Annotated in this window: 16 protein-coding genes; 13 read left to right on the top strand and 3 right to left on the bottom strand. The window is 66.2% G+C overall.

From position 1 onward, the window contains the following. Window positions 1–468: 468 nt before the first annotated feature. From C9412_RS14635 to C9412_RS14645, 3 genes are all read right to left on the bottom strand, one after another. Window positions 469–1,677: an acetyl-CoA C-acyltransferase gene (locus tag C9412_RS14635; RefSeq protein ID WP_107232304.1), complete on the bottom strand. Its 1,209-nt coding sequence runs from the start codon at window positions 1,675–1,677 to the stop codon at window positions 469–471. Between the two features lie 144 nt (window positions 1,678–1,821). Further along, a complete protein-coding gene (locus C9412_RS14640; RefSeq protein ID WP_107232305.1) occupies window positions 1,822–4,194 on the bottom strand; it encodes a 3-hydroxyacyl-CoA dehydrogenase/enoyl-CoA hydratase family protein in 2,373 nt (790 codons plus the stop codon). 53 nt (window positions 4,195–4,247) lie between these two features. Next, a complete protein-coding gene (locus tag C9412_RS14645; RefSeq protein WP_107232306.1) occupies window positions 4,248–4,901 on the bottom strand; it encodes a TetR family transcriptional regulator in 654 nt (217 codons plus the stop codon). Window positions 4,902–5,218: 317 nt separating this feature from the next. On the opposite strand from C9412_RS14645, the gene ndk reads away from it, so the two are divergent. From ndk to C9412_RS14710, 13 genes are all read left to right on the top strand, one after another. Continuing rightward, complete coding sequence (gene ndk / locus C9412_RS14650) at window positions 5,219–5,644, top strand: nucleoside-diphosphate kinase (RefSeq protein ID WP_008265389.1); 426 nt, start codon at window positions 5,219–5,221, stop codon at window positions 5,642–5,644. Window positions 5,645–5,654: 10 nt separating this feature from the next. Further along, entirely contained in the window at window positions 5,655–6,860 is a 1,206-nt protein-coding gene (gene rlmN, locus C9412_RS14655; RefSeq protein ID WP_107232307.1) for a 23S rRNA (adenine(2503)-C(2))-methyltransferase RlmN, read from the top strand. Next, window positions 6,847–7,632, top strand: coding sequence for a type IV pilus biogenesis/stability protein PilW (gene pilW / locus C9412_RS14660; protein WP_107232308.1), 786 nt, complete (start codon window positions 6,847–6,849; stop codon window positions 7,630–7,632). Before rlmN ends, pilW begins: the two co-directional genes overlap by 14 nt. An 18-nt stretch (window positions 7,633–7,650) precedes the next feature. Beyond that, window positions 7,651–8,523, top strand: coding sequence for a RodZ domain-containing protein (locus tag C9412_RS14665; protein ID WP_107232309.1), 873 nt, complete (start codon window positions 7,651–7,653; stop codon window positions 8,521–8,523). A 65-nt stretch (window positions 8,524–8,588) separates the two neighbouring features. Next, the gene (locus tag C9412_RS14670) at window positions 8,589–9,227 is read left to right on the top strand and encodes a tetratricopeptide repeat protein (RefSeq protein ID WP_107232310.1); all 639 of its coding nucleotides are present in this window, start codon (window positions 8,589–8,591) and stop codon (window positions 9,225–9,227) included. Next, window positions 9,227–10,435: an outer membrane protein assembly factor BamB gene (gene bamB / locus C9412_RS14675; RefSeq protein ID WP_107232311.1), complete on the top strand. Its 1,209-nt coding sequence runs from the start codon at window positions 9,227–9,229 to the stop codon at window positions 10,433–10,435. The genes C9412_RS14670 and bamB overlap by 1 nt, the downstream gene beginning before the upstream one ends. 17 nt (window positions 10,436–10,452) lie before the next feature. Then, entirely contained in the window at window positions 10,453–11,850 is a 1,398-nt protein-coding gene (gene der, locus C9412_RS14680) for a ribosome biogenesis GTPase Der (RefSeq protein ID WP_107232312.1), read from the top strand. Window positions 11,851–11,987: 137 nt separating this feature from the next. Next, entirely contained in the window at window positions 11,988–13,124 is a 1,137-nt protein-coding gene (gene moeB, locus C9412_RS14685) for a molybdopterin-synthase adenylyltransferase MoeB (RefSeq protein WP_107232313.1), read from the top strand. 278 nt (window positions 13,125–13,402) lie between these two features. Then, window positions 13,403–15,235: a monovalent cation:proton antiporter-2 (CPA2) family protein gene (locus C9412_RS14690; protein ID WP_107232314.1), complete on the top strand. Its 1,833-nt coding sequence runs from the start codon at window positions 13,403–13,405 to the stop codon at window positions 15,233–15,235. A 210-nt stretch (window positions 15,236–15,445) separates the two neighbouring features. Further along, complete coding sequence (gene folD / locus C9412_RS14695) at window positions 15,446–16,324, top strand: bifunctional methylenetetrahydrofolate dehydrogenase/methenyltetrahydrofolate cyclohydrolase FolD (RefSeq protein WP_049402332.1); 879 nt, start codon at window positions 15,446–15,448, stop codon at window positions 16,322–16,324. Window positions 16,325–16,783: 459 nt separating this feature from the next. Continuing rightward, entirely contained in the window at window positions 16,784–18,241 is a 1,458-nt protein-coding gene (gene guaB / locus C9412_RS14700) for an IMP dehydrogenase (protein ID WP_065175075.1), read from the top strand. 110 nt (window positions 18,242–18,351) lie between these two features. Next, window positions 18,352–19,917 (top strand): glutamine-hydrolyzing GMP synthase, encoded by a 1,566-nt coding sequence (gene guaA / locus C9412_RS14705; RefSeq protein ID WP_005413109.1) that lies wholly within the window; start codon window positions 18,352–18,354, stop codon window positions 19,915–19,917. 393 nt (window positions 19,918–20,310) lie between these two features. Then, window positions 20,311–21,195 carry a WYL domain-containing protein gene (locus tag C9412_RS14710; RefSeq protein WP_258190261.1) on the top strand — a complete coding sequence of 295 codons (885 nt, stop codon included), beginning with the start codon at window positions 20,311–20,313 and terminating at the stop codon, window positions 21,193–21,195. Window positions 21,196–21,225: the final 30 nt, after the last annotated feature.

Consider the following 21,225-nt stretch of genomic DNA (forward strand, 5'->3'; position numbering starts at 1 on the left):
CCCCCCTCCGGGGTCCGGCCCAGCCGCTGGCGGCTGTGCGTTCGGGCGCTTGCGAAGCAGTGCTTCGCAAGCAAAGCGCCCTCACCCATGGGGGCTCGATGGCGCCATCCATGGCGCCAACGGTCCTGCAGCGGACTGCCCACGCCTCTCGACAGTTTCGTGCGGGTGCGGACGGGAAGGGCGGAATCAGGGGCGGGAGCACAAGCAAAAAAGGCAGCCTATGGCTGCCTTTTTTGTTTTCCAGAGCAGGGCCAAAAGCATCCACGCATGGCGTGGATCTACTGCTCTTGCCTTTGCTCATCCCTCCGACGCGGGGAGGCTGGAAGGGCCGGGTTGGCAGGGCTGCCTGGGACCGTTGGCGCCATGGATGGCGCCATCGAGCCCCCATGGATGGGTTCACGGCGTGTCCCGGGCAGCCCTGCCAACCCGGCCCACGCCATGAAGCCCAACGAGGCAACGCTTTGAACCTTACAGCGCCTCGAAAATACCCGCGGCGCCCATGCCGGTGCCGATGCACATGGTCACCATGCCGTACTTCTGCTGGCGACGACGCAGGCCGTGCAGCAGGGTGGCGGTGCGGATCGCGCCGGTCGCACCCAGCGGGTGGCCCAGGGCGATCGCGCCGCCCAGCGGGTTGACCTTGCTCGGGTCCAGGCCGCAATCGCGGATCACCGCCAGCGACTGCGCGGCGAACGCTTCATTGAGCTCGATCCAGTCCAGCTGGTCCTGGGTCAGGCCGGCCTGCTTCAGGGCCTTCGGAATGGCGGCGATCGGGCCGATGCCCATCACTTCCGGACGCACGCCGGCCACCGAGAAGCTGACGAAACGGGCCAGCGGGGTCAGGCTGTAGTCCTTGATCGCCTGCTCCGAGGCCAGCAGCACCGCACCGGCACCATCGCTCATCTGCGAGGAGTTGCCGGCGGTGACGGTGCCGCCGAACTGGCCGTTGCGGAACACCGGGCGCAGCTTGGCCAGGCCCTCAGCGGACGAATCCGGACGCGGGCCTTCGTCGGTGTCGGCGATCTTGTTGCGGGTGATGATGCGCTGGCCATCGGCCAGGTCCGGCAGGTGCGAGACGATCTCGTACGGGCTGATCTCGTCCTTGAACTCGCCGTTCTGGATCGCGGCCATGGCCTTCTGGTGCGAGGCGAGGGCGAAGGCGTCCTGGTCTTCGCGCGAGACCTTCCACTCTTCGGCCACCTTCTCGGCGGTGATGCCCATGCCGTAGGCGATGGCGACGTGGTCGTTGTCGAACACGCTCGGTGCCATCGCGATCTTGTTGCCCATCATCGGCACCATCGACATCGACTCGGTGCCGCCGGCCAGCATCAGGTCGGCGTTGCCCAGGCGGATCGCGTCGGCGGCCTGCGCCACGGCCTGCAGGCCGGAGGAGCAGAAGCGGTTCACGGTCTGCGCGGCGATGGTGTTGGGCAGGCCAGCCAGCAGCACGCCGATGCGCGCCACGTTCATGCCCTGCTCGGCTTCGGGCATGGCGCAGCCGATGATCGCGTCATCGATGCGGTTGACGTCCACGCCCGGCGCCTGTGCGACGACGCTGCGCAGCACGTGCGCAAGCATGTCGTCGGGGCGGGTGTTGCGGGACATGCCCTTGGGCGCCTTGCCCACCGGGGTACGGGTGGCGGCGACGATGTAGGCGTCCTGGATTTGCTTGGTCATTGCAGTGATCTCATGAATGGGTTTTGCCGGTGTGCCCACCAAGGTGGGCACCTACCAGAGGCGGAGGCGTGCCGACCAACGGTCGGCACCCACCGGGGGCAGAGGGTGTGCCCACCAGGGTGGGCACCTACCAGAAGCAGGTAATCAGTTCCGCAGCGGCTTGCCGGTCTTCAGCATGTGCGCGATGCGGGCCTGGGTCTTTTCCTGCTGGGCCAGTTCAACGAAATGCTTGCGCTCCAGGGTCAGCAGCCACTCTTCGTCCACCAGGGTGCCGCGGTCGACCTTGCCGCCGCACAGCACGGTGGCGATGCGCTCGGCAATCTCGTAGTCGTACGGGCTGATGAAACGGCCTTCCAGCATGTTGACCAGCATCATCTTGAAGGTGGCGATGCCCACGTCACCGGCCACCTGGATGCGGCGTGCCGGCAGCGGCGGACGGTAACCGGCTTCGGCCAGCGCGCGTGCTTCGGCCTTGGCGATGTACAGCGCCTCGTAGCTGTTGAACACCACCTTGTCGGTGCTGCGCAGCAGGCCCAGTTCCTGGGCGTTGACCGCCGAGTTGGACACCTTGGCCATCGCCACGGTCTCGAAGGTCTTCTTCAGCTCGGCGAACACGTCACCGCCCGGGCCAGCGGCCTGCGAGGCGCGCACGGCCAGTTCCTTCAGGCCACCACCGGCCGGCAGCAGGCCGACGCCGGCCTCGACCAGGCCGATGTAGCTTTCCAGGAAGGCCACGGTCTTGGCGCTGTGCATCTGGAATTCGCAGCCGCCACCCAGGGCCAGGCCACGCACCGCCGCCACCACCGGCACCAGCGAGTACTTGATGCGCTGGCTGGTGCGCTGGAAGTTGTGCACCATTTCTTCGAACTGGTCGACCTTGCCGGCCTGCAGCAGGCCCAGCGCACCGGCCAGGTCGGCACCGGCGGAGAAGGGTTCCTTCTGCTGCCAGATCACCAGGCCCTGGAAGTCCTTCTCGGCGCGGCTGACGCATTCCTGCAGGCCGTCCAGCACCTGGTCGGACACGGTGTTCATCTTGGTCTTGAAGCTGACCACGGCGATGCCATCGCCGTCATGCCACATGCGCAGGCCGTCGTTCTCGAACACGGTCTCGCCCGGCGCGAATTTTTCGCCCAGCAGCGGATCCGGGAAGCGCTGGCGCTGGTACACCGGCAGCGACGAGCGCGGCAGCTTGGCGTTGCGCGACGGGCTGTAGCTGCCTTCGGCGGCATGCACGCCGTCGCGGCCATCGAACACCCAGTCCGGCAGCGGGGCGTTGCTCATGCTCTTGCCGGCCACGATGTCGTCGGCAATCCACTGCGCAACCTGCTTCCAGCCGGCAGCCTGCCAGGTTTCGAACGGGCCCAGCGACCAGCCGTAGCCCCAGCGGATGGCCAGGTCGACGTCGCGTGCGGTCTCGGCGATATCGGCCAGGTGGTAGGCGCTGTAGTGGAACAGGTCGCGGAAGGTCGCCCACAGGAACTGCGCCTGCGGGTGCTGGCTCTCGCGCAGCTTGGCGAACTTTTCGGCCGGGTTCTTGATCTTCAGGATCTCGACCACTTCCGGGGCAGCAGTGCGATCGGCGGCGCGGTAGTCCTGCTTTTCCAGGTCCAGCACCACGATGTCCTTGCCGACCTTGCGGAAGATGCCGGCGCCGGTCTTCTGGCCCAGCGCGCCCTTGGCGATCAGCGCGTCCAGCCACTTCGGCGACTTGAAGAATTCATGCCACGGGTCGTTCGGCAGGGTGTCGCCCATGGTCTTGATGACGTGGGCCATGGTGTCCAGGCCGACCACGTCGGAGGTGCGGTAGGTGGCCGACTTCGGGCGGCCGACCAGCGGGCCGGTCAGGCCGTCCACTTCATCAAAGCCCAGGCCGAACTGCTGGGTGTGGTGGATGGTGGACAGGATCGAGAACACGCCAATGCGGTTGCCGATGAAGTTCGGGGTGTCCTTGGCGTACACCACGCCCTTGCCCAGGGTGGTGACCAGGAACGCTTCCAGGCCTTCCAGCACGGCCTTGTCGGTGGTGGTGGCCGGAATCAGTTCGGCCAGGTGCATGTAGCGCGGCGGATTGAAGAAGTGCACGCCGCAGAAGCGGTGGCGCAGCTGCTCGGGCAGCACGTCGGCCAGCTTGTTGATGCCCAGGCCCGAGGTGTTGGAGGCCAGCACCGCGTGGTCGGCCACGAACGGGGCGATCTTCTTGTACAGGTCCTGCTTCCAGTCCATGCGCTCGGCGATGGCCTCGATGATCAGGTCGCAATCCTTCAGCTGTTCCAGGCTGGTTTCGTAATTGCCGGGAGTGATGGCTTCGGCCAGCGACTTGCTGGCCAGCGGCGCCGGGCTCAGCTTGCCCAGGTTGGCGATCGCCTTCAGCACGATGCCATCGGCCGGACCTTCCTTGGCGGGCAGGTCGAACAGCACGGTGTCGACGCCAGCGTTGGTGAGGTGGGCGGCAATCTGGGCACCCATGACGCCGGCACCCAGCACGGCGGCGCGGCGGACTAGCAGGGAATTGGACATGGTGTAGGGCCTTTGTTGGTCAGCAGTTACGGGGTGGGTCGCACCCGATGGAATTACGGGGAAGCGGGCAGGGCGCTGGCGCGTGCGGCGGCGCGGAACCCGGCTTCGGCGAAATGGATCAGTTCGTGGGCGGCATGGGCACGATGCGCCGCTTCGGTGACACCGGCGGGACGCTTGATCAGCCCGAAGTCGGCCATGGCATAGGTGAGCGAGCCGGCCAGGAAGTCCAGGCGCCAGTACAGCTCTTCCTTGCTCAGGTCGGGAATGCACTCGCCGATGGCCTTGCCGAACGCACGCAGCACATGGCCGTAGTGGTCGGACAGGAACTTGCGCAGGTTGTCGTTCTTCTCGGCGTAGGCGCGGGCGATCACGCGCACGAAGGCGCCGCCGTTCTGGCGGTCCTGGGCCAGTGCCAGCGCCGGCTCGACGAAGGCGGCCAGCACCGGACGCAGCTGCCCGGGGTGTTCGGCACGGGCGCGCTCGAGCTGTGACAGGCGGGCGCCGGTCATCTCGTCCATGCGGCGGCGGAACACCTCGTTGACCAGGTTTTCCTTCGAGCCGAAGTGGTAGTTGACTGCCGCGATGTTGACGTCGGCCTGGCTGGTGACCTGGCGCAGCGAGGTGCCGGCGAAGCCGTGCTGGGCGAACAGCTCCTCGGCGGCACCGAGGATCCGGTCCTTGGTCGAGAAGTGGGCGGGCTTGGCCATCGGCGGGCGGACCTTAATCAAACGATTGTTTGATACTAGAACCAGACGGTAGCGTATGGCATTTTGCAGTGCAGCAAAACTGCCGGGGCCGGTCAGATTTCACTCAGGTGGGTGAATGGGCGCGGTGGGGGCGGATCCCCGCAGGGGCTCCGACCCCTGGCGGTGATGGGTTGCCGGCCAGCGGCCGGCACTACCATGCCGCCGCTTTATCTTTTACAATTCGCCTACGTTTATCAGGCTAAGCCCGCGTCCCGACGCGGGTTTTTTTCATGTTACCCTTCGGGCCATCAGCGGCCCGATTCCATTGGAGACATCCCATGGCGCTGGAGCGCACCCTTTCGATCATCAAGCCGGACGCCGTTGCCAAGAACGTCATCGGCGAAATCTACGCCCGCTTCGAGAAGGCCGGCCTGAAGGTCGTGGCCGCCAAGTACAAGCAGCTGTCGCGCCGTGAAGCCGAAGGCTTCTACGCCGTGCACCGCGAGCGTCCGTTCTTCAACGCGCTGGTCGAGTTCATGATCTCCGGCCCGGTGATGATCCAGGCCCTGGAAGGCGAGAACGCCGTCCTGGCCCACCGCGACCTGCTGGGCGCCACCAACCCGAAGGAAGCCGCTGCGGGCACCATCCGCGCCGACTTCGCCGAATCCATCGATGCCAATGCCGCCCACGGCTCGGACTCGGTCGAGAATGCAGCGATTGAAATCGCCTACTTCTTCGCCGCCACCGAAGTCGTCTCGCGCTGAGAGTAATGCCGTGAACGAGGTCGTACAGTCCCCCGCCATCCAGCCGCTGCCGAAGTCGGCACCCACGGCTGGCAAGCAGAACCTGCTCGACCTCGATCGCGCGGGCCTGGAACAGTTTTTCGTCGAAAAACTCGGCGAAAAGAAGTTCCGTGCCCATCAGGTGATGAAGTGGATCCACCATCGCTACGTCACCGACTTCGATGAAATGACCGATCTCGGCAAGGTCCTGCGCGCCAAGCTGCAGGCCCATGCCGAGGTCGTTGTCCCCAACATCGTGTTCGACAAGCCCTCTGCCGATGGCACCCACAAGTGGCTGCTGGCGATGGGCGTGGATGGCAAGAACGCCATCGAGACCGTGTACATCCCCGACAAGACCCGCGGCACGCTGTGCGTGTCCTCGCAGGTCGGCTGCGGCCTGAACTGCACGTTCTGCTCCACCGCCACCCAGGGCTTCAACCGCAACCTGACCACCGCCGAGATCATCGGCCAGGTGTGGGTCGCCGCGCGCCACCTGGGCAACGTGCCGCACCAGATGCGCCGCCTCACCAACGTGGTGATGATGGGCATGGGCGAGCCGCTGATGAATTTCGACAACGTCGTGCGCGCCATGAGCGTGATGCGCGACGATCTGGGCTACGGCCTGGCCAACAAGCGCGTGACCCTGTCGACCTCTGGCCTGGTGCCGCAGATCGATCGCCTGTCCGCCGAAAGCGACGTGTCGCTGGCCGTTTCCCTGCATGCGCCGAATGACGCGCTGCGCGAAACTCTGGTGCCGTTGAACAAGAAGTACCCGATCGCCGAGCTGATGGCCTCGTGTGCCCGTTACCTGCGCGCCAACAAGCGCCGCGAATCGGTCACCTTCGAGTACACCCTGATGAAGGGCATCAACGACAAGCCCGAGCATGCCCGCGAGCTGGCCCGGCTGATGCACCAGTTCGACAACGCGGTGCAGGCCAGGGATTCGGGCAAGGTCAACCTGATTCCGTTCAACCCGTTCCCGGGCACCCGCTACGAGCGCTCCGAAGAGGCGCATATCCGCGCCTTCCAGAAGATCCTGCTGGACAGCAACGTGCTGACCATGGTCCGCCGCACCCGTGGCGACGACATCGACGCCGCCTGTGGCCAGCTCAAGGGCCAGGTGATGGACCGCACCCGCCGCCAGGCCGAGTTCAACAAGACGCTGCAGGCGGGGAAGGGGAGCGATGCCGCGGCCTGACCGCCTCTGGCTGGTCCTGTTCGCAGGCACGCTGGCCCTCGCGGTCGGCGGCTGCAAATCCCATCCCAAGGCCAGGCTCGGGCCGAGCGAGGCGCCGGTGTATTCGGTGCGCGACCCGGACGGGGTGCGCCGCCAGGTGCGCCTGAACGACCTGCTCACGCTGGCGGCCCGTGACATGCAGGTCGGCAACCTCGACGGTGCCGAACGCAAGGCACGCGAAGCCATGAAGCTGGCCCCGGGCGAGCCGGATGCGCTGGTGCTGCTGGCCGGCATCGATGAGCGCCGTGGCCGCACCGTGCAGGCCGGCGAGGGCTTCCGTCGGGCCGCCGAGCTGGCCCCGACCCGGGGTGACGTGCTCAACAACTATGGCGCCTGGCTGTGCCAGCAGGGGCGCCCGGCCGAATCGCTGGCGTGGTTCGACCGCGCCCTGCAGGCGCCGGGCTATCCCACACCGGCCGAAGCCCAGGCCAACGCCGGGGGCTGTGCGCTGGATGCCGGGCAGTTCGAGCGTGCCGAACGTGACCTGCGCGCCGCGCTGGCGACGGTGCCCGGCAACCCGGTTGCACTGGAAGCGATGGCACAACTGAGCTTCCGCCAGGGCCGCTACATGGAGGCTCGCGCCTTCGCCGAGCGCCGTATGGCGGCTGCACCGGCAACACGTTCCGTGTTACAACTTGCCTCTCAAATCGAAGCGCGGCTGGGCGATCGGGCGGCATCTGATCGCTATCTGCAGCGGATTCGACAGGAATTTCCGCAGGATGCGGGCTCCTAACTCCAGGGTTGATGCATTGTGATTGATGACCAGACTGTGAGCGCTCTCGAGACTGCGGCCGGCTGTGGCACCCGCCTTCGCCAGGCCCGTGAGGCGGCCGGACTGACCCTTGAAGACGTTGGCTCGCGCCTGCGCATGCCCGTCCAGGTGGTGAAGTCCCTGGAAGAAGAACAATGGCAGAAGCTGGGGGCGCCGGTGTTCGTGCGCGGCCAGCTGCGCAGCTATGCGCGCCTGCTGAACGTGGATATCAGCCAGCTGCTCGAGCAGGCCCAGGTCGGGCCGGTGGTGCCGCCGACGCTGGTCAGCCATACCCATACCCCGCGCGCGCGCCGCATTGCCGAGAACCTTGGCCGGCGCGTGCTGTATGTCGGCATCACCGCGGTGCTGGCGGTGCCGGTGTGGTTCGCCACCCGCGGCCATTTCGATGGCAGTGCCAGCTCCTCGCCGAGCACCGCGTCGCTGGATGCGATTCCGGCAGCCGTGCCAGTGGCTCCGTCCGCGGCCGGTGTCGAGCCTGCCGCGCCGGCCGATGCCGGCAGCGCGCCGGCCAGCAAGCCGGCAGCCACCCCGTACGTGGCCTCGCTGGCCCCGGTGCCGCGTCCTGCGCCGGCCCCGGCGGCGGCCGGTAACACGCTGGAGATGCAGTTCAGCGGCGACAGCTGGGTCGATATCGGTGGCCCGGACGGCGCCACCGTCGAGAAGGCACTGATCAAGTCCGGCGAGAGCCGCAGCTTCACCCCCGGCCAGGTGGCCCGGGTGACCCTGGGCAACGCCTCGGCGGTCCAGGTTCAGCAGAATGGCGCTATCGTCGATCTGACCCCCTACCAGCGAGCCAACGTGGCACGCTTTCAGGTATCCTCTGAAGGCTCCGTAGTCCCGGTTTCGCACTGAGGCGCGGTTTCACCACCTTCGATTAAACCCAATGGTCCCTCCCGATGGGCGGGGCGAGAGTACGCATGGCGATCGACGATCTGCTCGACGAGCACGAACAAAGTGAACGCGTCCGCAGCTGGCTGCGGAAGAATGGCGCCAGCATCCTCGGTGGCGTGGTCATCGCCATCGGTGCCATTGCCGGCTGGCAGTGGTACCAGAAGGATCAGGGCGGCAAGCTGGCCTCGGCCAACGTCGAGTACCAGAAGGCGCTCGAAGGCCTGCAGCAGAACAAGCTCGACGATGCCGCCAAGGCGGTCAAGGCGCTTGAGGCCGGCCCGTCCAGCATCTACGGCGACCTCGCGGCGCTGCAGCTGGCCAAGGCCCAGGTCGATGCCGGCAAGAACGAAGAAGCCCTGGCGACCCTGCGCGCGGTGAAGGTTGAAGGCGACCTGCAGCGCGTGGTCGACCAGCGCGTGGCGCGCCTGCTGGTGGCCACCGGCAAGAGCGATGAGGCGATCAAGCTGCTGGGCAGCGCCACCGACAGCAGCAGCCTGGAAATCCATGGCGATGCGCTGCTGGCGCAGGGCAAGCGCGATGACGCCCGTGCACAGTACGAGAAGGCGCTGAAGTCGCTGGACGTGGCAGCGCCGCAGCGGCGCCTGCTGGAAACCAAGGTTATGGACGCCGGCGGCACCGTCGCCGCCCCTGCGGAGTCGGTTTGATGAGTCAGAAGGTCATGATCACCCGCGTCGCCACCGTGCTCCTGATGGGCATGGCCCTGACCGGCTGCAGCACCGTGAAGGGCTGGTTCGCCGGCAAGGACGCGGCAGCGAAGAAGGCGCAGGAGCCGGCTGAACTGGTCAAGTTCGAGCCGACCGTGAAGGTCAACAAGATCTGGTCGGTCAACCTGGGCAAGGGCGAGCGCCGTATCGGCGTGCGCCAGGGCCCGGCGGTGGCCAACGGCCACGTGTTCGCTGCGGCGATCACCGGTGGCGTGCATGCCATCGACCTGGAGACCGGCAAGAAGGCCTGGACCTGGGAGCCGAAGAAGGAAAAGAAGAAGGCCAAGCTGCGCCTGTCCGGCGGCCCGGGTGTCGGTGAGAACCTGGTCGTGGTCGGCACCCTGGACGGCCAGGTCATCGCCCTGGACATCAACGACGGCAGCGAGAAGTGGCGCGCCCGTGTTCCGGGTGAAGTCATTGCCGCACCGGCGGTGGCCCAGGGCCTGGTCTACGTGCGCAGCAACGATGGCCGCGTGACTGCCTTCGATGCCGGCAACGGCACCCAGAAGTGGTTCAACCCCAGCGAGCTGCCGGCGCTGACCGTGCGTGGCAACGCGCCGGTGGTGACCGGCCCGGGCGTGCTGTTCATCGGCAAGGACGAGGGTTCGGTTGCAGCCCTGGCCCAGCAGGATGGGCGTACCCTGTGGGAGCAGAACCTCGGCAACGGCGAAGGCCGCACCGAGCTGGAGCGCATGGCCGACGTCGACGGCGCGCCGGTGCTCGAGGGCAACACCCTGTATGTGAGCAGCTTCAAGAACCAGACCATGGCCATCGAAGGCCCGACCGGTCGCCCGCTGTGGGCGCGCGACCATGGCGGTGCCGGTGGCGTGGCGGTGTCGTCGGGCAATGTGTTCGTCACCGACAACAAGGGCGGCGTGTTCGGCCTGGACAAGGCCAGCGGCGCGGCCATGTGGTCGCAGACCGAGCTGGCGCGTCGTTCGCTGACCGGTCCGGCGCTGCACGGTGACTACGTGGTGGTCGGCGACTACAAGGGATACGTGCACTGGCTGCGCAGCTCCGATGGTGCCATGGCGGCACGGGCCAAGAGCGGTGGCGATGCCCTGCTGGCCCAGCCGGTCGTGGTGGATGGGGTGCTGCTGGTGCAGAACGTGGATGGCAAGCTGACCGCCTTCCGGTTGGCAAATTAAAAATTGGAGTAATCGCGATGCTGCCTTTGGTCGCCCTGGTTGGACGGCCGAATGTCGGCAAGTCGACTATTTTCAATGCGCTTACGCGCACCCGTGACGCGCTGGTCCATGACCAGCCCGGCGTCACCCGTGACCGCAACTACGGCGTCTGCCGCCTCGACGAGGACAACCATTTCCTCGTCGTGGATACCGGCGGTATTGCCGGTGAGGACGAAGGCCTGGCCGGTGCCACCACGCGCCAGGCGCGTGCTGCTGCCGCCGAAGCCGATCTGATCCTGTTCGTCGTCGATGCCCGCGAAGGCACCTCGGCGCTGGACGACGAGATCCTGGCCTGGCTGCGCAAGTTGTCGCGCCCGACGCTGCTGCTGATCAACAAGATCGACGGCACCGACGAGGACAGCGTGCGTTCGGAGTTCGCCCGTTACGGCTTCGGCGAGATGCTGACCGTCTCGGCCGCCCATCGCCAGGGTCTGGACGACCTGCTGGACGAAGTGATCCAGCGCCTGCCCGAAGAAGGCAGCGGCGAAGAGCTGGACAACGATCCGAACCGCATCCGCATCGCCTTCGTCGGCCGCCCGAACGTGGGCAAGTCGACGCTGGTCAACCGCATCCTCGGCGAGGAGCGCATGATCGCCTCCGATGTGCCGGGCACCACCCGCGACTCGATCGCGGTGGATCTGGAGCGCGATGGCCGCGAATACCGCCTGATCGACACCGCCGGCCTGCGCCGTCGTTCGCGTGTGGACGAGGTCGTCGAGAAGTTCTCGGTGGTCAAGACCATGCAGTCGATCGAGCAGTGCCAGGTGGCGGTGCTGATGCTGGACGCCACCGAAGGCGTGACCGACCAGGACGCCACCGTGCTCGGTGCCGTGCTCGACGCCGGCCGCGCGCTGGTGATCGCCATCAACAAGTGGGATGGCCTGACCGAGTACCAGCGCGAGCAGGCTGAAACCATGCTGTCGCTGAAGCTCGGCTTCGTGCCGTGGGCAGAATCGGTGCGCATCTCGGCCAAGCATGGCTCGGGCCTGCGCGAGCTGTTCCGTGCCGTGCATCGCGCGCACGAATCGGCGAACAAGACCTTCACCACCAGCGAAGTGAACAAGGCGCTGGAAGTGGCCTACGAGACCAACCCGCCGCCGACCATCCGCGGCCATGTCTCCAAGCTGCGTTACGTGCATCCGGCCGGCGCCAACCCGCCGACCTTCATCGTGCACGGTACCCGCCTGAAGGAGCTGCAGGAATCGTACAAGCGCTACCTGGAGAACTTCTTCCGCAAGCGCTTCAAGCTGATCGGCACGCCGGTGAGCTTCATCTTCCGCGAGGGTGCCAACCCGTACGAGGGCAAGAAGAACGTCCTCACCGAGCGGCAGGTGAAGGCCAAGCGGCGCTTGATGAAGCACGTCAAGGGCAAGTGATCTGCGGTAGTGCCGGCCGCTGGCCGGCAACCTCGCATCGTCTGATGTGGTGACGGCGTTGCCGGCCAGCGGCCGGCACTACCCCGTCGGACACCCCGGGGCGGCCCCGCACGCAGGGTCTGCGCGATAATGCCGCCATGAGCATCCAAGAGCTTTCCCCTGCGCAGGCGCGTGACCGCCTGGCCCATGGCGCCGTGCTGATCGATGTGCGCGAGGCGCACGAGCGGGCCGGGGGCATGGCCGAAGGCGCGCGGGGCGTGGCCAAGGGCGAGTTGCTGGCTGACGCGGCCGCGCATCTGCCGCGACGCGACCAGGAAATCCTGCTGATCTGCCAGAGTGGCAAGCGCTCGGCCGATGCGGCGCAGGCGCTGCTGGATGCGGACTACACGAACGTGAGCTCCGTTGCTGGCGGCACCGTCGCCTGGCGCGAACAGTCGCTGCCGCTGGTGCAGCCGCTTTCCAGCGCCGCCGACCGTGACTTCTACGATCGTTACTCGCGCCACCTGCTGTTGCCGCAGGTGGGCGAGACGGGGCAGCGCCGGCTGCAGCAATCACGCGTGCTGGTGCTGGGCGCGGGCGGGCTGGGCGCACCGGCTGGCTTCTATCTGGCCGCGGCCGGGGTGGGGCATCTGCGCTTTGCCGACCACGACCGCGTCGAGCGCAGCAACCTGCACCGGCAGATCGTGCACACCGAGGCCAGCGTCGGCCAGCTCAAGGTCGATTCGGCGCGCGAACGGTTGCTGGCGCTGAACCCCTCCATCGAGGTCGAGGCGGTGCCGGAGCGGGTGACCTCCGACAACGTGGATGCGCTGCTGGATGGCGTGGACGTGGTGCTGGACGGCTCGGACAACTTCCCGCTGCGCTACCTGCTCAACGACGCCTGTATCAAGCACGCAAAGCCATTGGTGTATGCCGCCATCGAGCGCTTTGATGGCCAGGTAAGCGTGTTTGACGCCGGCCGCCAGCGCGGCGTGGCGCCCTGCTACCGCTGCCTGTTCCCGGAGCCGCCGCCACCGGAGTTCGCGCCGAACTGTTCCGAGGCCGGCGTGCTGGGCGTGCTGCCTGGCCTGGCCGGCGTGCTGCAGGCCACCGAGGTGCTGAAGCTGCTGCTGGGCATCGGTGAGCCGCTGGTGGGGCGCCTGCTGCGCTTCGATGCGCTGGGCATGCGCTTCCGCGAGACCGGCATCCGGCCGGACCCGCAGTGCCCGGTGTGCGCGCCGGGCGTGCCGTTCCCGGGGTATATCGATTACGCCGCGTTCTGCCGGGGCGGGTGAGCCGCATCGGGGATTCATCCACGCATGGCGTGGATCTACTGTAGAGCCGAGCCCATGCTCGGCTGCTTCTGCTCTCGGCACGAAGAGCAGCCGAGCGTGGGCTCGGCTCTACAGGTCATCGGGCCCAGCGAAGCATGTGCATGCTTTCGGGATGATGGCGGGGGTCGCTCCCAGCATCGTTCCACCTCCAAGACAATCCGGCGCAACATGCGTGCTATTGCCGTCATCGGCATTGCTCTATTGTTGAACCCGATTCTGGATCTTGGGGAAAACACCGCATGGCGGTAGAAGCAGCGACCAGCGAGCTGGTCAAGGTCGTGGCCCTGTTGGGCGCAGCGGTGGTGATGGTGCCCCTGTTCCGCCGGGCCGGCCTGGGCTCGGTACTGGGCTACTTCGCCGCCGGCCTGGCGATCGGACCGTTCGGGCTGGGCTGGTTCTCCGACCCGCAGGCCATCCTGCATACCGCCGAGCTCGGCGTGGTGATGTTCCTGTTCGTGATCGGCCTGGAAATGCGGCCCTCGCACCTGTGGAGCCTGCGCAAGGAAATCTTCGGGCTGGGCACGCTGCAGATTGTCGCCTGTGCGCTGGTGCTGACCAGCATCGCCAAGCTGTTCGGCCTGCCGTGGCAGGTGGCCTTCATCGGCGCCACCGGCTTCGTGCTCACTTCCACTGCGGTGGTGATGCAGCTGCTGGCCGAGCGCGGTGACATCGCGCTGCCGTCGGGGCAGAAGATCGTCTCGATCCTGCTGTTTGAAGACCTCTTGATCGTGCCGTTGCTGGCGCTGGTGGCGTGGATGGGCCCGAGTGCTGGCAGCGCCGATGGCGAGGGCTCGCGCTGGTTGTCGGTGGCGATCGGCGTGGGCGCTATCGTTGGCCTGGTGCTGGTCGGCCGCTTCCTGCTCAACCCGCTGTTCCGCGTGCTGGCCGAATCGAAGGCGCGCGAAGTGATGACCGCCGCCGCGTTGCTGGTGGTGCTGGGCGCGGCGCTGCTGATGCAGCTGTCGGGCCTGTCGATGGCGATGGGCGCGTTCCTGGCCGGCGTGCTGTTGAGCGAGTCGACCTTCCGCCACCAGATTGAAGCGGACATCGAACCGTTCCGCGGCATCCTGCTCGGCCTGTTCTTCCTCAGCGTCGGCATGGCGCTGGACCTGAGCGTGGTGGCCGCGCACTGGCAGCTGATCCTCGGTCTGGTGCTGGCGTTGATGGCAGCCAAGGCGCTGTGCATCTACGTGGTCGCGCGCATCATGGGCAGCGATCACGCGCAGGCGCTGGATCGCGGCGTGCTGATGGCGCAGGGCGGCGAGTTCGCTTTCGTGCTGTTCTCCGCTGCCGCATCGGCCGGCGTGATCAACATGGAGATCAATGCCAACTTCACCGCCGTGGTGGTGCTGTCGATGGCACTGACCCCGCTGGTGGTGCTGGTCTACAAGCGCGTGGCGCCGAAGCCGACGGTGAACATGGACGGCGTGGACGAGGCCGACGGCCTGTCCGGCAGCGTGCTGCTGATCGGCTTCGGCCGCTTCGGCCAGGTCGCCAGCCAGTCGCTGCTGGCGCGCGACGTGGACGTGACCATCATCGACAACGATGTGGAGATGATCCAGAGCGCAGCGCGGTTCGGTTTCAAGATCTACTACGGCGACGGCACGCGGTTGGATGTGCTGCATGCTTCGGGTGCCGCGACCGCGCGCGCGATTGCGGTGTGCGTGGACAAGGCTGAGGCGGCTGACCGCATCGTTGAACTGGTAGCGCACGAATTCCCGCAGGCCAAGCTGATGGTGCGTTCGTTCGACCGTGAGCATTCGCTGCGGTTGATCCATGCTGGCGTCGATTTCCAGATCCGCGAGACGTTTGAATCGGCGGTGCTGTTCGGCCAGGCCGCGCTGGTGGAGCTGGGCGCGGATGAGGATGACGCGGTGGAGATTGCCGCCGAGATCCGTCGCCGCGATGCCGAGCGCTTCGAGCTGGAAATTGCCGGTGGTGGTTTGAATGCCGGCGCGCGGATGATCTATGGCAACGCCCCGCAGGGCGTGCCGACGCCGACCCCGTTCACCGCGCCGAAGCGCGCGAGCAAGACGCTGAACCCGCAGGATGTGCCGGAAGAGGAAGAATAAAGCCCGGTAGTGCCGGCCGCTGGCCGGCAACCTCCGCGCACCCTCCGTCGGTAGTGCCGGCCGCTGGCCGGCAGATACGGAAACGTTCCGACGTCATGAGCTTGCCGGCCAGCGGCCGGCACTACCGGCGCGCGGTGCCGACGCGTGGCGGTGGGCGAGGGGGCCTGAATCGGGGACAATAGCGTCCCCGCCGCCCCACGCCTGCCCCCGATGACCGATTCCGCCCCCCAGCATCCTGCCCGCATCCTTGATGGCCGCCGTATCGCCGAGGACCTGCTCGACAGCCTGAAGGTGCGCGTCGACGCCCGCGTGGCCGCCGGTGGCAGCCGCCCGGGCCTGGCCGTGGTGCTGGTCGGTGGAGACCCGGCCTCGACCGTGTACGTGCGCAACAAGCGCCGTGCCGCCGAGAAGGTCGGCATCGAGGCACATGACTACGATCTGCCGGCCGGTACCACCGAAGCCGAGCTGCTCGACCTGATCGACCAGCTCAATGCCGATCCGAAGATCAACGGCATCCTGATCCAGCTGCCGCTGCCGGGCATTCCCGACGCGCGCCGGCTGATCCAGCGCATCGACCCGCGCAAGGACGTGGACGGCTTCCACCCGGAAAACGTCGGCCACCTGGCCCTGCGCGAATTCGGACTGCGCCCGTGCACCCCGCGCGGCATCACCACGCTGCTGGGCCACACCGACCAGCCGGTGCGCGGCCGCAACGCCACCATCGTGGGCGTGAGCAACCACGTCGGCCGGCCGATGGGCCTGGAGCTGCTGATTGCCGGTTGCACCGTGACCAGCTGCCACAAGTTCACCCCCAAGGACGTGCTGGAACAGGCCGTGCGCAACGCCGACATCCTGGTGGTGGCGGTGGGCCGCCCGGGCATCGTGCCGGGCGAGTGGGTGAAGCCGGGCGCGGTGGTGATTGACGTGGGCATCAACCGGTTGGATGACGGCCGGTTGGTGGGCGATGTTGGGTTTGAGGCGGCTGCCCAGCGGGCCAGCTGGATTACCCCGGTGCCGGGTGGCGTGGGCCCGATGACCGTGGCCACGTTGATGCAGAACACGTTGGAAGCGGCGGAAGCGCTGAGCTGACCTCACCTGGGGCTGTTCTCAGGTGTCTGAGGGATAGTGCGGACCAACGGTCCGCACCCACCTAAAGCGGCTGGATCTGGCCCTTGGGTCTGCTCGCGAGAGTTGCTGCTGGTGGCTGCCGACCGTTGGTCGGCACAATGCTGGGGCACAGGTGTCTGAAGGGTAGTGCGGACCAACGGTCCGCACCTACCAAAGATGCTCCAGGGCTGGCCCGAGTGATCCTCTCAAGGTCAAGGTGGGTGCCGACCGTTGGTCGGCACAATGCCGGTGCACAGGTATATGAAGGTAATGCGGACCAACGGTCCGCACCCACCAAGGGCAGGTTCCAGGCCCTGAGAGCCGGTTCCAAGCCCGCCTGAACCGATCGTTGCCCGCGCGACACTGCGTCGCATCTACCCCCTGCCACACGGCGCGAAAACAGGGTAAAATGTCGCGCTTCCCCACATCTCGGGTATGCCGATGCTGCGCATCCAGGCTGAAGCACTCACTTACGACGACGTCTCGCTCGTCCCCGCCCACTCGACCATCCTGCCCAAGGACGTCAACCTCGAAACGCGGTTGACTCGCGACCTGAAGCTGAAGCTTCCGATCCTGTCTGCAGCCATGGATACCGTCACCGAAGCCCGCCTGGCCATCGCCATGGCCCAGCTCGGCGGCATGGGCATCATCCACAAGAATCTCAGCCTGGAACAGCAGGCCGCGGAAGTGGCCAAGGTCAAGAAGTTCGAGGCCGGTGTCATCCGCGACCCGATCACCGTCGGCCCGGAAACCACCATCCGCGACGTGCTGGCCCTGACCCAGGCGCACAACATCTCCGGCGTGCCGGTGGTGGGCAGCGACGGCCTGCTGGCCGGTATCGTGACCCACCGCGATATGCGCTTCGAGACCGAGCTGGATGATCCGGTCCGCCACATCATGACCAAGAAGGATCGCCTGATCACGGTCAAGGAAGGCGCCGCCAGTGATGAAGTGCTGCAGCTGCTGCACCGCAACCGCATCGAAAAGGTGCTGGTGGTCAATGACTCGTTCGAACTGCGTGGCCTGATCACCGTCAAGGACATCCAGAAGAACACCGACTTCCCGAACGCTGCCAAGGATCTGTCGACCCGCCTGCTGGTCGGCGCTGCCGTCGGCGTGGGTGGCGATACCGATCGCCGCGTGGAAGCGCTGGTCGCCGCCGGCGTGGACGTGATCGTGGTCGATACCGCGCACGGCCACTCGCAGGGCGTGCTGGACCGCGTCAGCTGGGTCAAGAAGAACTTCCCGAACGTGCAGGTCATCGGTGGCAACATCTGCACCGGCGAAGCCGCACTGGCGCTGCTGGACAGCGGCGCGGACGCAGTGAAGGTGGGCATCGGCCCGGGCTCGATCTGCACCACCCGCGTCGTTGCCGGCGTGGGCGTGCCGCAGGTCACCGCCATCGACCTGGTGGCCGAAGCGCTGCAGGACCGCATCCCGCTGATCGCCGACGGTGGCATCCGCTACTCGGGCGACATCGGCAAGGCGCTGGCCGCCGGTGCCTCGACCATCATGGTCGGCGGCCTGCTGGCCGGTACCGAGGAATCGCCGGGCGAGACCGAGCTGTACCAGGGCCGTTCGTACAAGAGCTACCGCGGCATGGGTTCGCTGGCTGCCATGGAGAAGGGGTCGAAGGACCGCTACTTCCAGGACGCCGCCACCGCCGACAAGCTGGTGCCGGAAGGCATCGAAGGCCGTGTGCCGTACCGCGGCCCGGTGGGCGGCATCATCCACCAGCTGATGGGCGGCCTGCGCGCCACCATGGGCTACGTGGGCTGCGCCACCATCGACGACATGCGCAGCAAGCCCAAGTTCGTGAAGATCAGCGGCGCCGGCCAGCGTGAGAGCCACGTCCACGACGTGACGATCACCAAGGAACCGCCGAACTACCGCGCCTGACGCGGGCCGGGCAAAGAGGAACGAGGAAGCTGATTCCCGTTCCTCTTTCTCTATCTGCTGTTGAAAAAGTATTCGAAGTTTCGTTTTCCCTACTGCATTGCCAGGGCGCCATGACCAACATCCATAACGACAAGATCCTGATCCTCGATTTCGGCGCGCAGTACACGCAGCTGATCGCCCGCCGCATCCGCGAGCTGGGTGTCTACTGCGAAATCTGGGCCTGGGACCACAACCCGGCCGAGATCGCGGCGTTTGGCGCCAAGGGCATCATCCTGTCCGGTGGCCCGGAATCGACCACGCTGCCGGGCGCCCCGGCCGCGCCGCAGGAAGTGTTCGACAGCGGCCTGCCGATCTTCGGCATCTGCTACGGCATGCAGACCCTGGCCGCACAGCTGGGCGGCGCCACCGAAGCGGCTGACCAGCGCGAATTCGGCCATGCCGAAGTGAACGTGATCAACCCCGATGCGCTGTTCAAGGGCCTGAGCGACCACGGCGGCGAGCCGAAGTTGAATGTCTGGATGAGCCACGGCGACCACGTCTCCGTTGCGCCGCCGGGCTTCACCATCACCGCCACCACCGACCGCATTCCGGTGGCCGCCATGGCCAACGAAGAAAAGCGCTGGTACGGCGTGCAGTTCCACCCGGAAGTGACCCACACCCTGCAGGGCCAGGCGCTGCTGCGCCGCTTCGTGGTGGACGTGTGCGGTTGCCAGACCCTGTGGACCGCCGCCAACATCATCGACGACCAGATCGCGCGCGTGCGCGAACAGGTGGGCGATGACGAAGTGATCCTGGGCCTGTCCGGCGGCGTCGATTCGTCGGTGGTGGCCGCGCTGCTGCACAAGGCCATCGGCGAAAAGCTGACCTGCGTGTTCGTGGATACCGGCCTGCTGCGCTGGCAGGAAGGCGACCAGGTGATGGCGATGTTTGCCGAGCACATGGGCGTAAAGGTGGTGCGCGTGAACGCCGCCGACCGTTACTTCGCCGCGCTGGAAGGCGTGAGCGACCCGGAAGCCAAGCGCAAGATCATCGGCAACCTGTTCGTTGAGATCTTCGATGAAGAGTCGAACAAGCTGAAGAACGCCAAGTGGCTGGCGCAGGGCACCATCTACCCGGACGTGATCGAGTCGGCCGGCAGCAAGACCGGCAAGGCGCATGTGATCAAGAGCCACCACAACGTGGGCGGCCTGCCGGAGCACATGAAGCTGGGCCTGGTGGAGCCGCTGCGCGAGCTGTTCAAGGACGAAGTGCGCCGCCTGGGCGTCGAGCTGGGCCTGCCGCGCACGATGGTCTACCGTCACCCGTTCCCGGGCCCGGGCCTGGGCGTGCGTATCCTGGGCGAAGTGAAGCGTGAGTACGCCGAGCTGCTGGCCAAGGCCGATGCCATCTTCATTGATGAGCTGCGCAAGGCGGACCTTTACGACAAGACCAGCCAGGCGTTTGCCGTGTTCCTGCCGGTGAAGTCGGTGGGCGTGGTGGGTGACGCGCGCGCTTATGAGTGGGTGATTGCGCTGCGTGCGGTGGAAACCATCGACTTCATGACCGCGCACTGGGCGCATCTGCCGTATGAGTTCCTGGGTACGGTGAGCAACCGGATCATCAATGAGTTGCGGGGGGTTTCAAGGGTTGTCTATGACATCTCGGGGAAGCCGCCGGCTACTATTGAGTGGGAATGAGTTGAAAGAACGAGGGCGCCGAGAGGCGCCCTTGTTGCCTTGCTGTGAATCCAGGGGTGCATTTCGCCTGGCTGTGTCAAGCCCGGGTGCGGCTGGTTTATCAATTGGTAGTGCGGGCCCACAGACTGATGCTTTCTGGAACTTGATCCGGCTTGCCCTCGCGTGGCTCTCATGCGGCTCTTGGAAACAGGCTTTCCATGGAGTCATCGTGGCAAAGATCAAACTCACCTAGCATGCTGAGAATGAGTCGCTTGAAGGGAATTCTGCTGCATAATGTCATCATCTTGATGATGTTAATGGCCTAAAAATGGATAGCCCTCAAGCTAGCAGCCATCTTTCGATTGCTCGTCTCAGATGGGGCCATCGGTGAAACAACCCCGGGGCTTCGAGAGCTTGAACCACGCCCTGCGAGAGCGGCTGGCCTACATCGACTTCCGGCTCTACTTCTTCGGTGAGATCGGTCGCCCAGACCTGATTGAGCGATTCGGCGTGGCTCCGGCCGGGGCCACGCGCGACTTGGCTCTGTACCGGGAAATGGCGCCGCAGAACATCATCTTCGACGGTAGCAACAAGATCTACCGGATCGGGCAGGCGTTCGCCCCGCTGTTTGACCACGTATCTCAGCGCGTGCTGTCAGCGCTGACTCTAGGCTTCGGCGATGGTGTGAACGGCGCAACGCAGCCGCTGCTGCCGTGCGAATCGCCCACCGCCCTGAGCAAGCCCAGGATGGATGTGCTGGCCCCGGTCTGCCGAGCGATCTACGCCAAGCGGGCAGTTGCTATCCGCTACCACTCGATGAGCAGCGGTGAGTCAGAGCGGGTCATTGTGCCCTTTGCGCTGGTGGATACCGGCCTGCGCTGGCACATCCGGGCATTTGATAGGAAGAGTGGCGAGTTTCGGGACTTCGTCGTCACGCGTATCGAAACGCCGACGCTGCTAGATGAGGAGCCACAGGCGAACGAGAGTCCGGACAACGATATCCAGTGGATGCGCATCGTCGAGCTGGACTTCGTGCCGCACCCGCGCCTTGAGCGCCCCGAGATTATCAAGATGGACTACGGGATGAGCGACGGCGCGATCCGGATGCGTGTTCGCGCCGCTGTTGCGGGCTACATGCTGCTGCGATGGAGCGTGGACTGCTCGCCCGACTATCGTCTCAAGGAAGAACAGTATCGCCTGTGGCTCAGCGATCCGCTTGCGCTGTACGGTGTTGAGAACGCAAAACTCGCGCCGGGGTATCAATCTCCAACGGCGAAAACGGCGAAGGAAAAAACATGATGACACAGACCAACTCGAGCAAGAGACAGA

Source organism: Stenotrophomonas sp. Nf1 (genome assembly GCF_003028475.1).
Classification (GTDB): Bacteria; Pseudomonadota; Gammaproteobacteria; order Xanthomonadales; family Xanthomonadaceae; genus Stenotrophomonas.

Bases quoted from the DNA above. Each gene is read 5' to 3' on its own strand.
- der (WP_107232312.1), top strand. From the start codon at position 10,453: ATGCTGCCTTTGGTCGCCCTGGTTGGACGGCCGAATGTCGGCAAGTCG.
- C9412_RS14635 (WP_107232304.1), bottom strand. From the start codon at position 1,677: ATGACCAAGCAAATCCAGGACGCCTACATCGTCGCCGCCACCCGTACC.
- guaA (WP_005413109.1), top strand. From the start codon at position 18,352: ATGACCAACATCCATAACGACAAGATCCTGATCCTCGATTTCGGCGCG.
- ndk (WP_008265389.1), top strand. From the start codon at position 5,219: ATGGCGCTGGAGCGCACCCTTTCGATCATCAAGCCGGACGCCGTTGCC.
- C9412_RS14645 (WP_107232306.1), bottom strand. From the start codon at position 4,901: ATGGCCAAGCCCGCCCACTTCTCGACCAAGGACCGGATCCTCGGTGCC.
- guaB (WP_065175075.1), top strand. From the start codon at position 16,784: ATGCTGCGCATCCAGGCTGAAGCACTCACTTACGACGACGTCTCGCTC.
- bamB (WP_107232311.1), top strand. From the start codon at position 9,227: ATGAGTCAGAAGGTCATGATCACCCGCGTCGCCACCGTGCTCCTGATG.
- moeB (WP_107232313.1), top strand. From the start codon at position 11,988: ATGAGCATCCAAGAGCTTTCCCCTGCGCAGGCGCGTGACCGCCTGGCC.
- pilW (WP_107232308.1), top strand. From the start codon at position 6,847: ATGCCGCGGCCTGACCGCCTCTGGCTGGTCCTGTTCGCAGGCACGCTG.
- C9412_RS14690 (WP_107232314.1), top strand. From the start codon at position 13,403: ATGGCGGTAGAAGCAGCGACCAGCGAGCTGGTCAAGGTCGTGGCCCTG.
- folD (WP_049402332.1), top strand. From the start codon at position 15,446: ATGACCGATTCCGCCCCCCAGCATCCTGCCCGCATCCTTGATGGCCGC.
- C9412_RS14640 (WP_107232305.1), bottom strand. From the start codon at position 4,194: ATGTCCAATTCCCTGCTAGTCCGCCGCGCCGCCGTGCTGGGTGCCGGC.
- C9412_RS14670 (WP_107232310.1), top strand. From the start codon at position 8,589: ATGGCGATCGACGATCTGCTCGACGAGCACGAACAAAGTGAACGCGTC.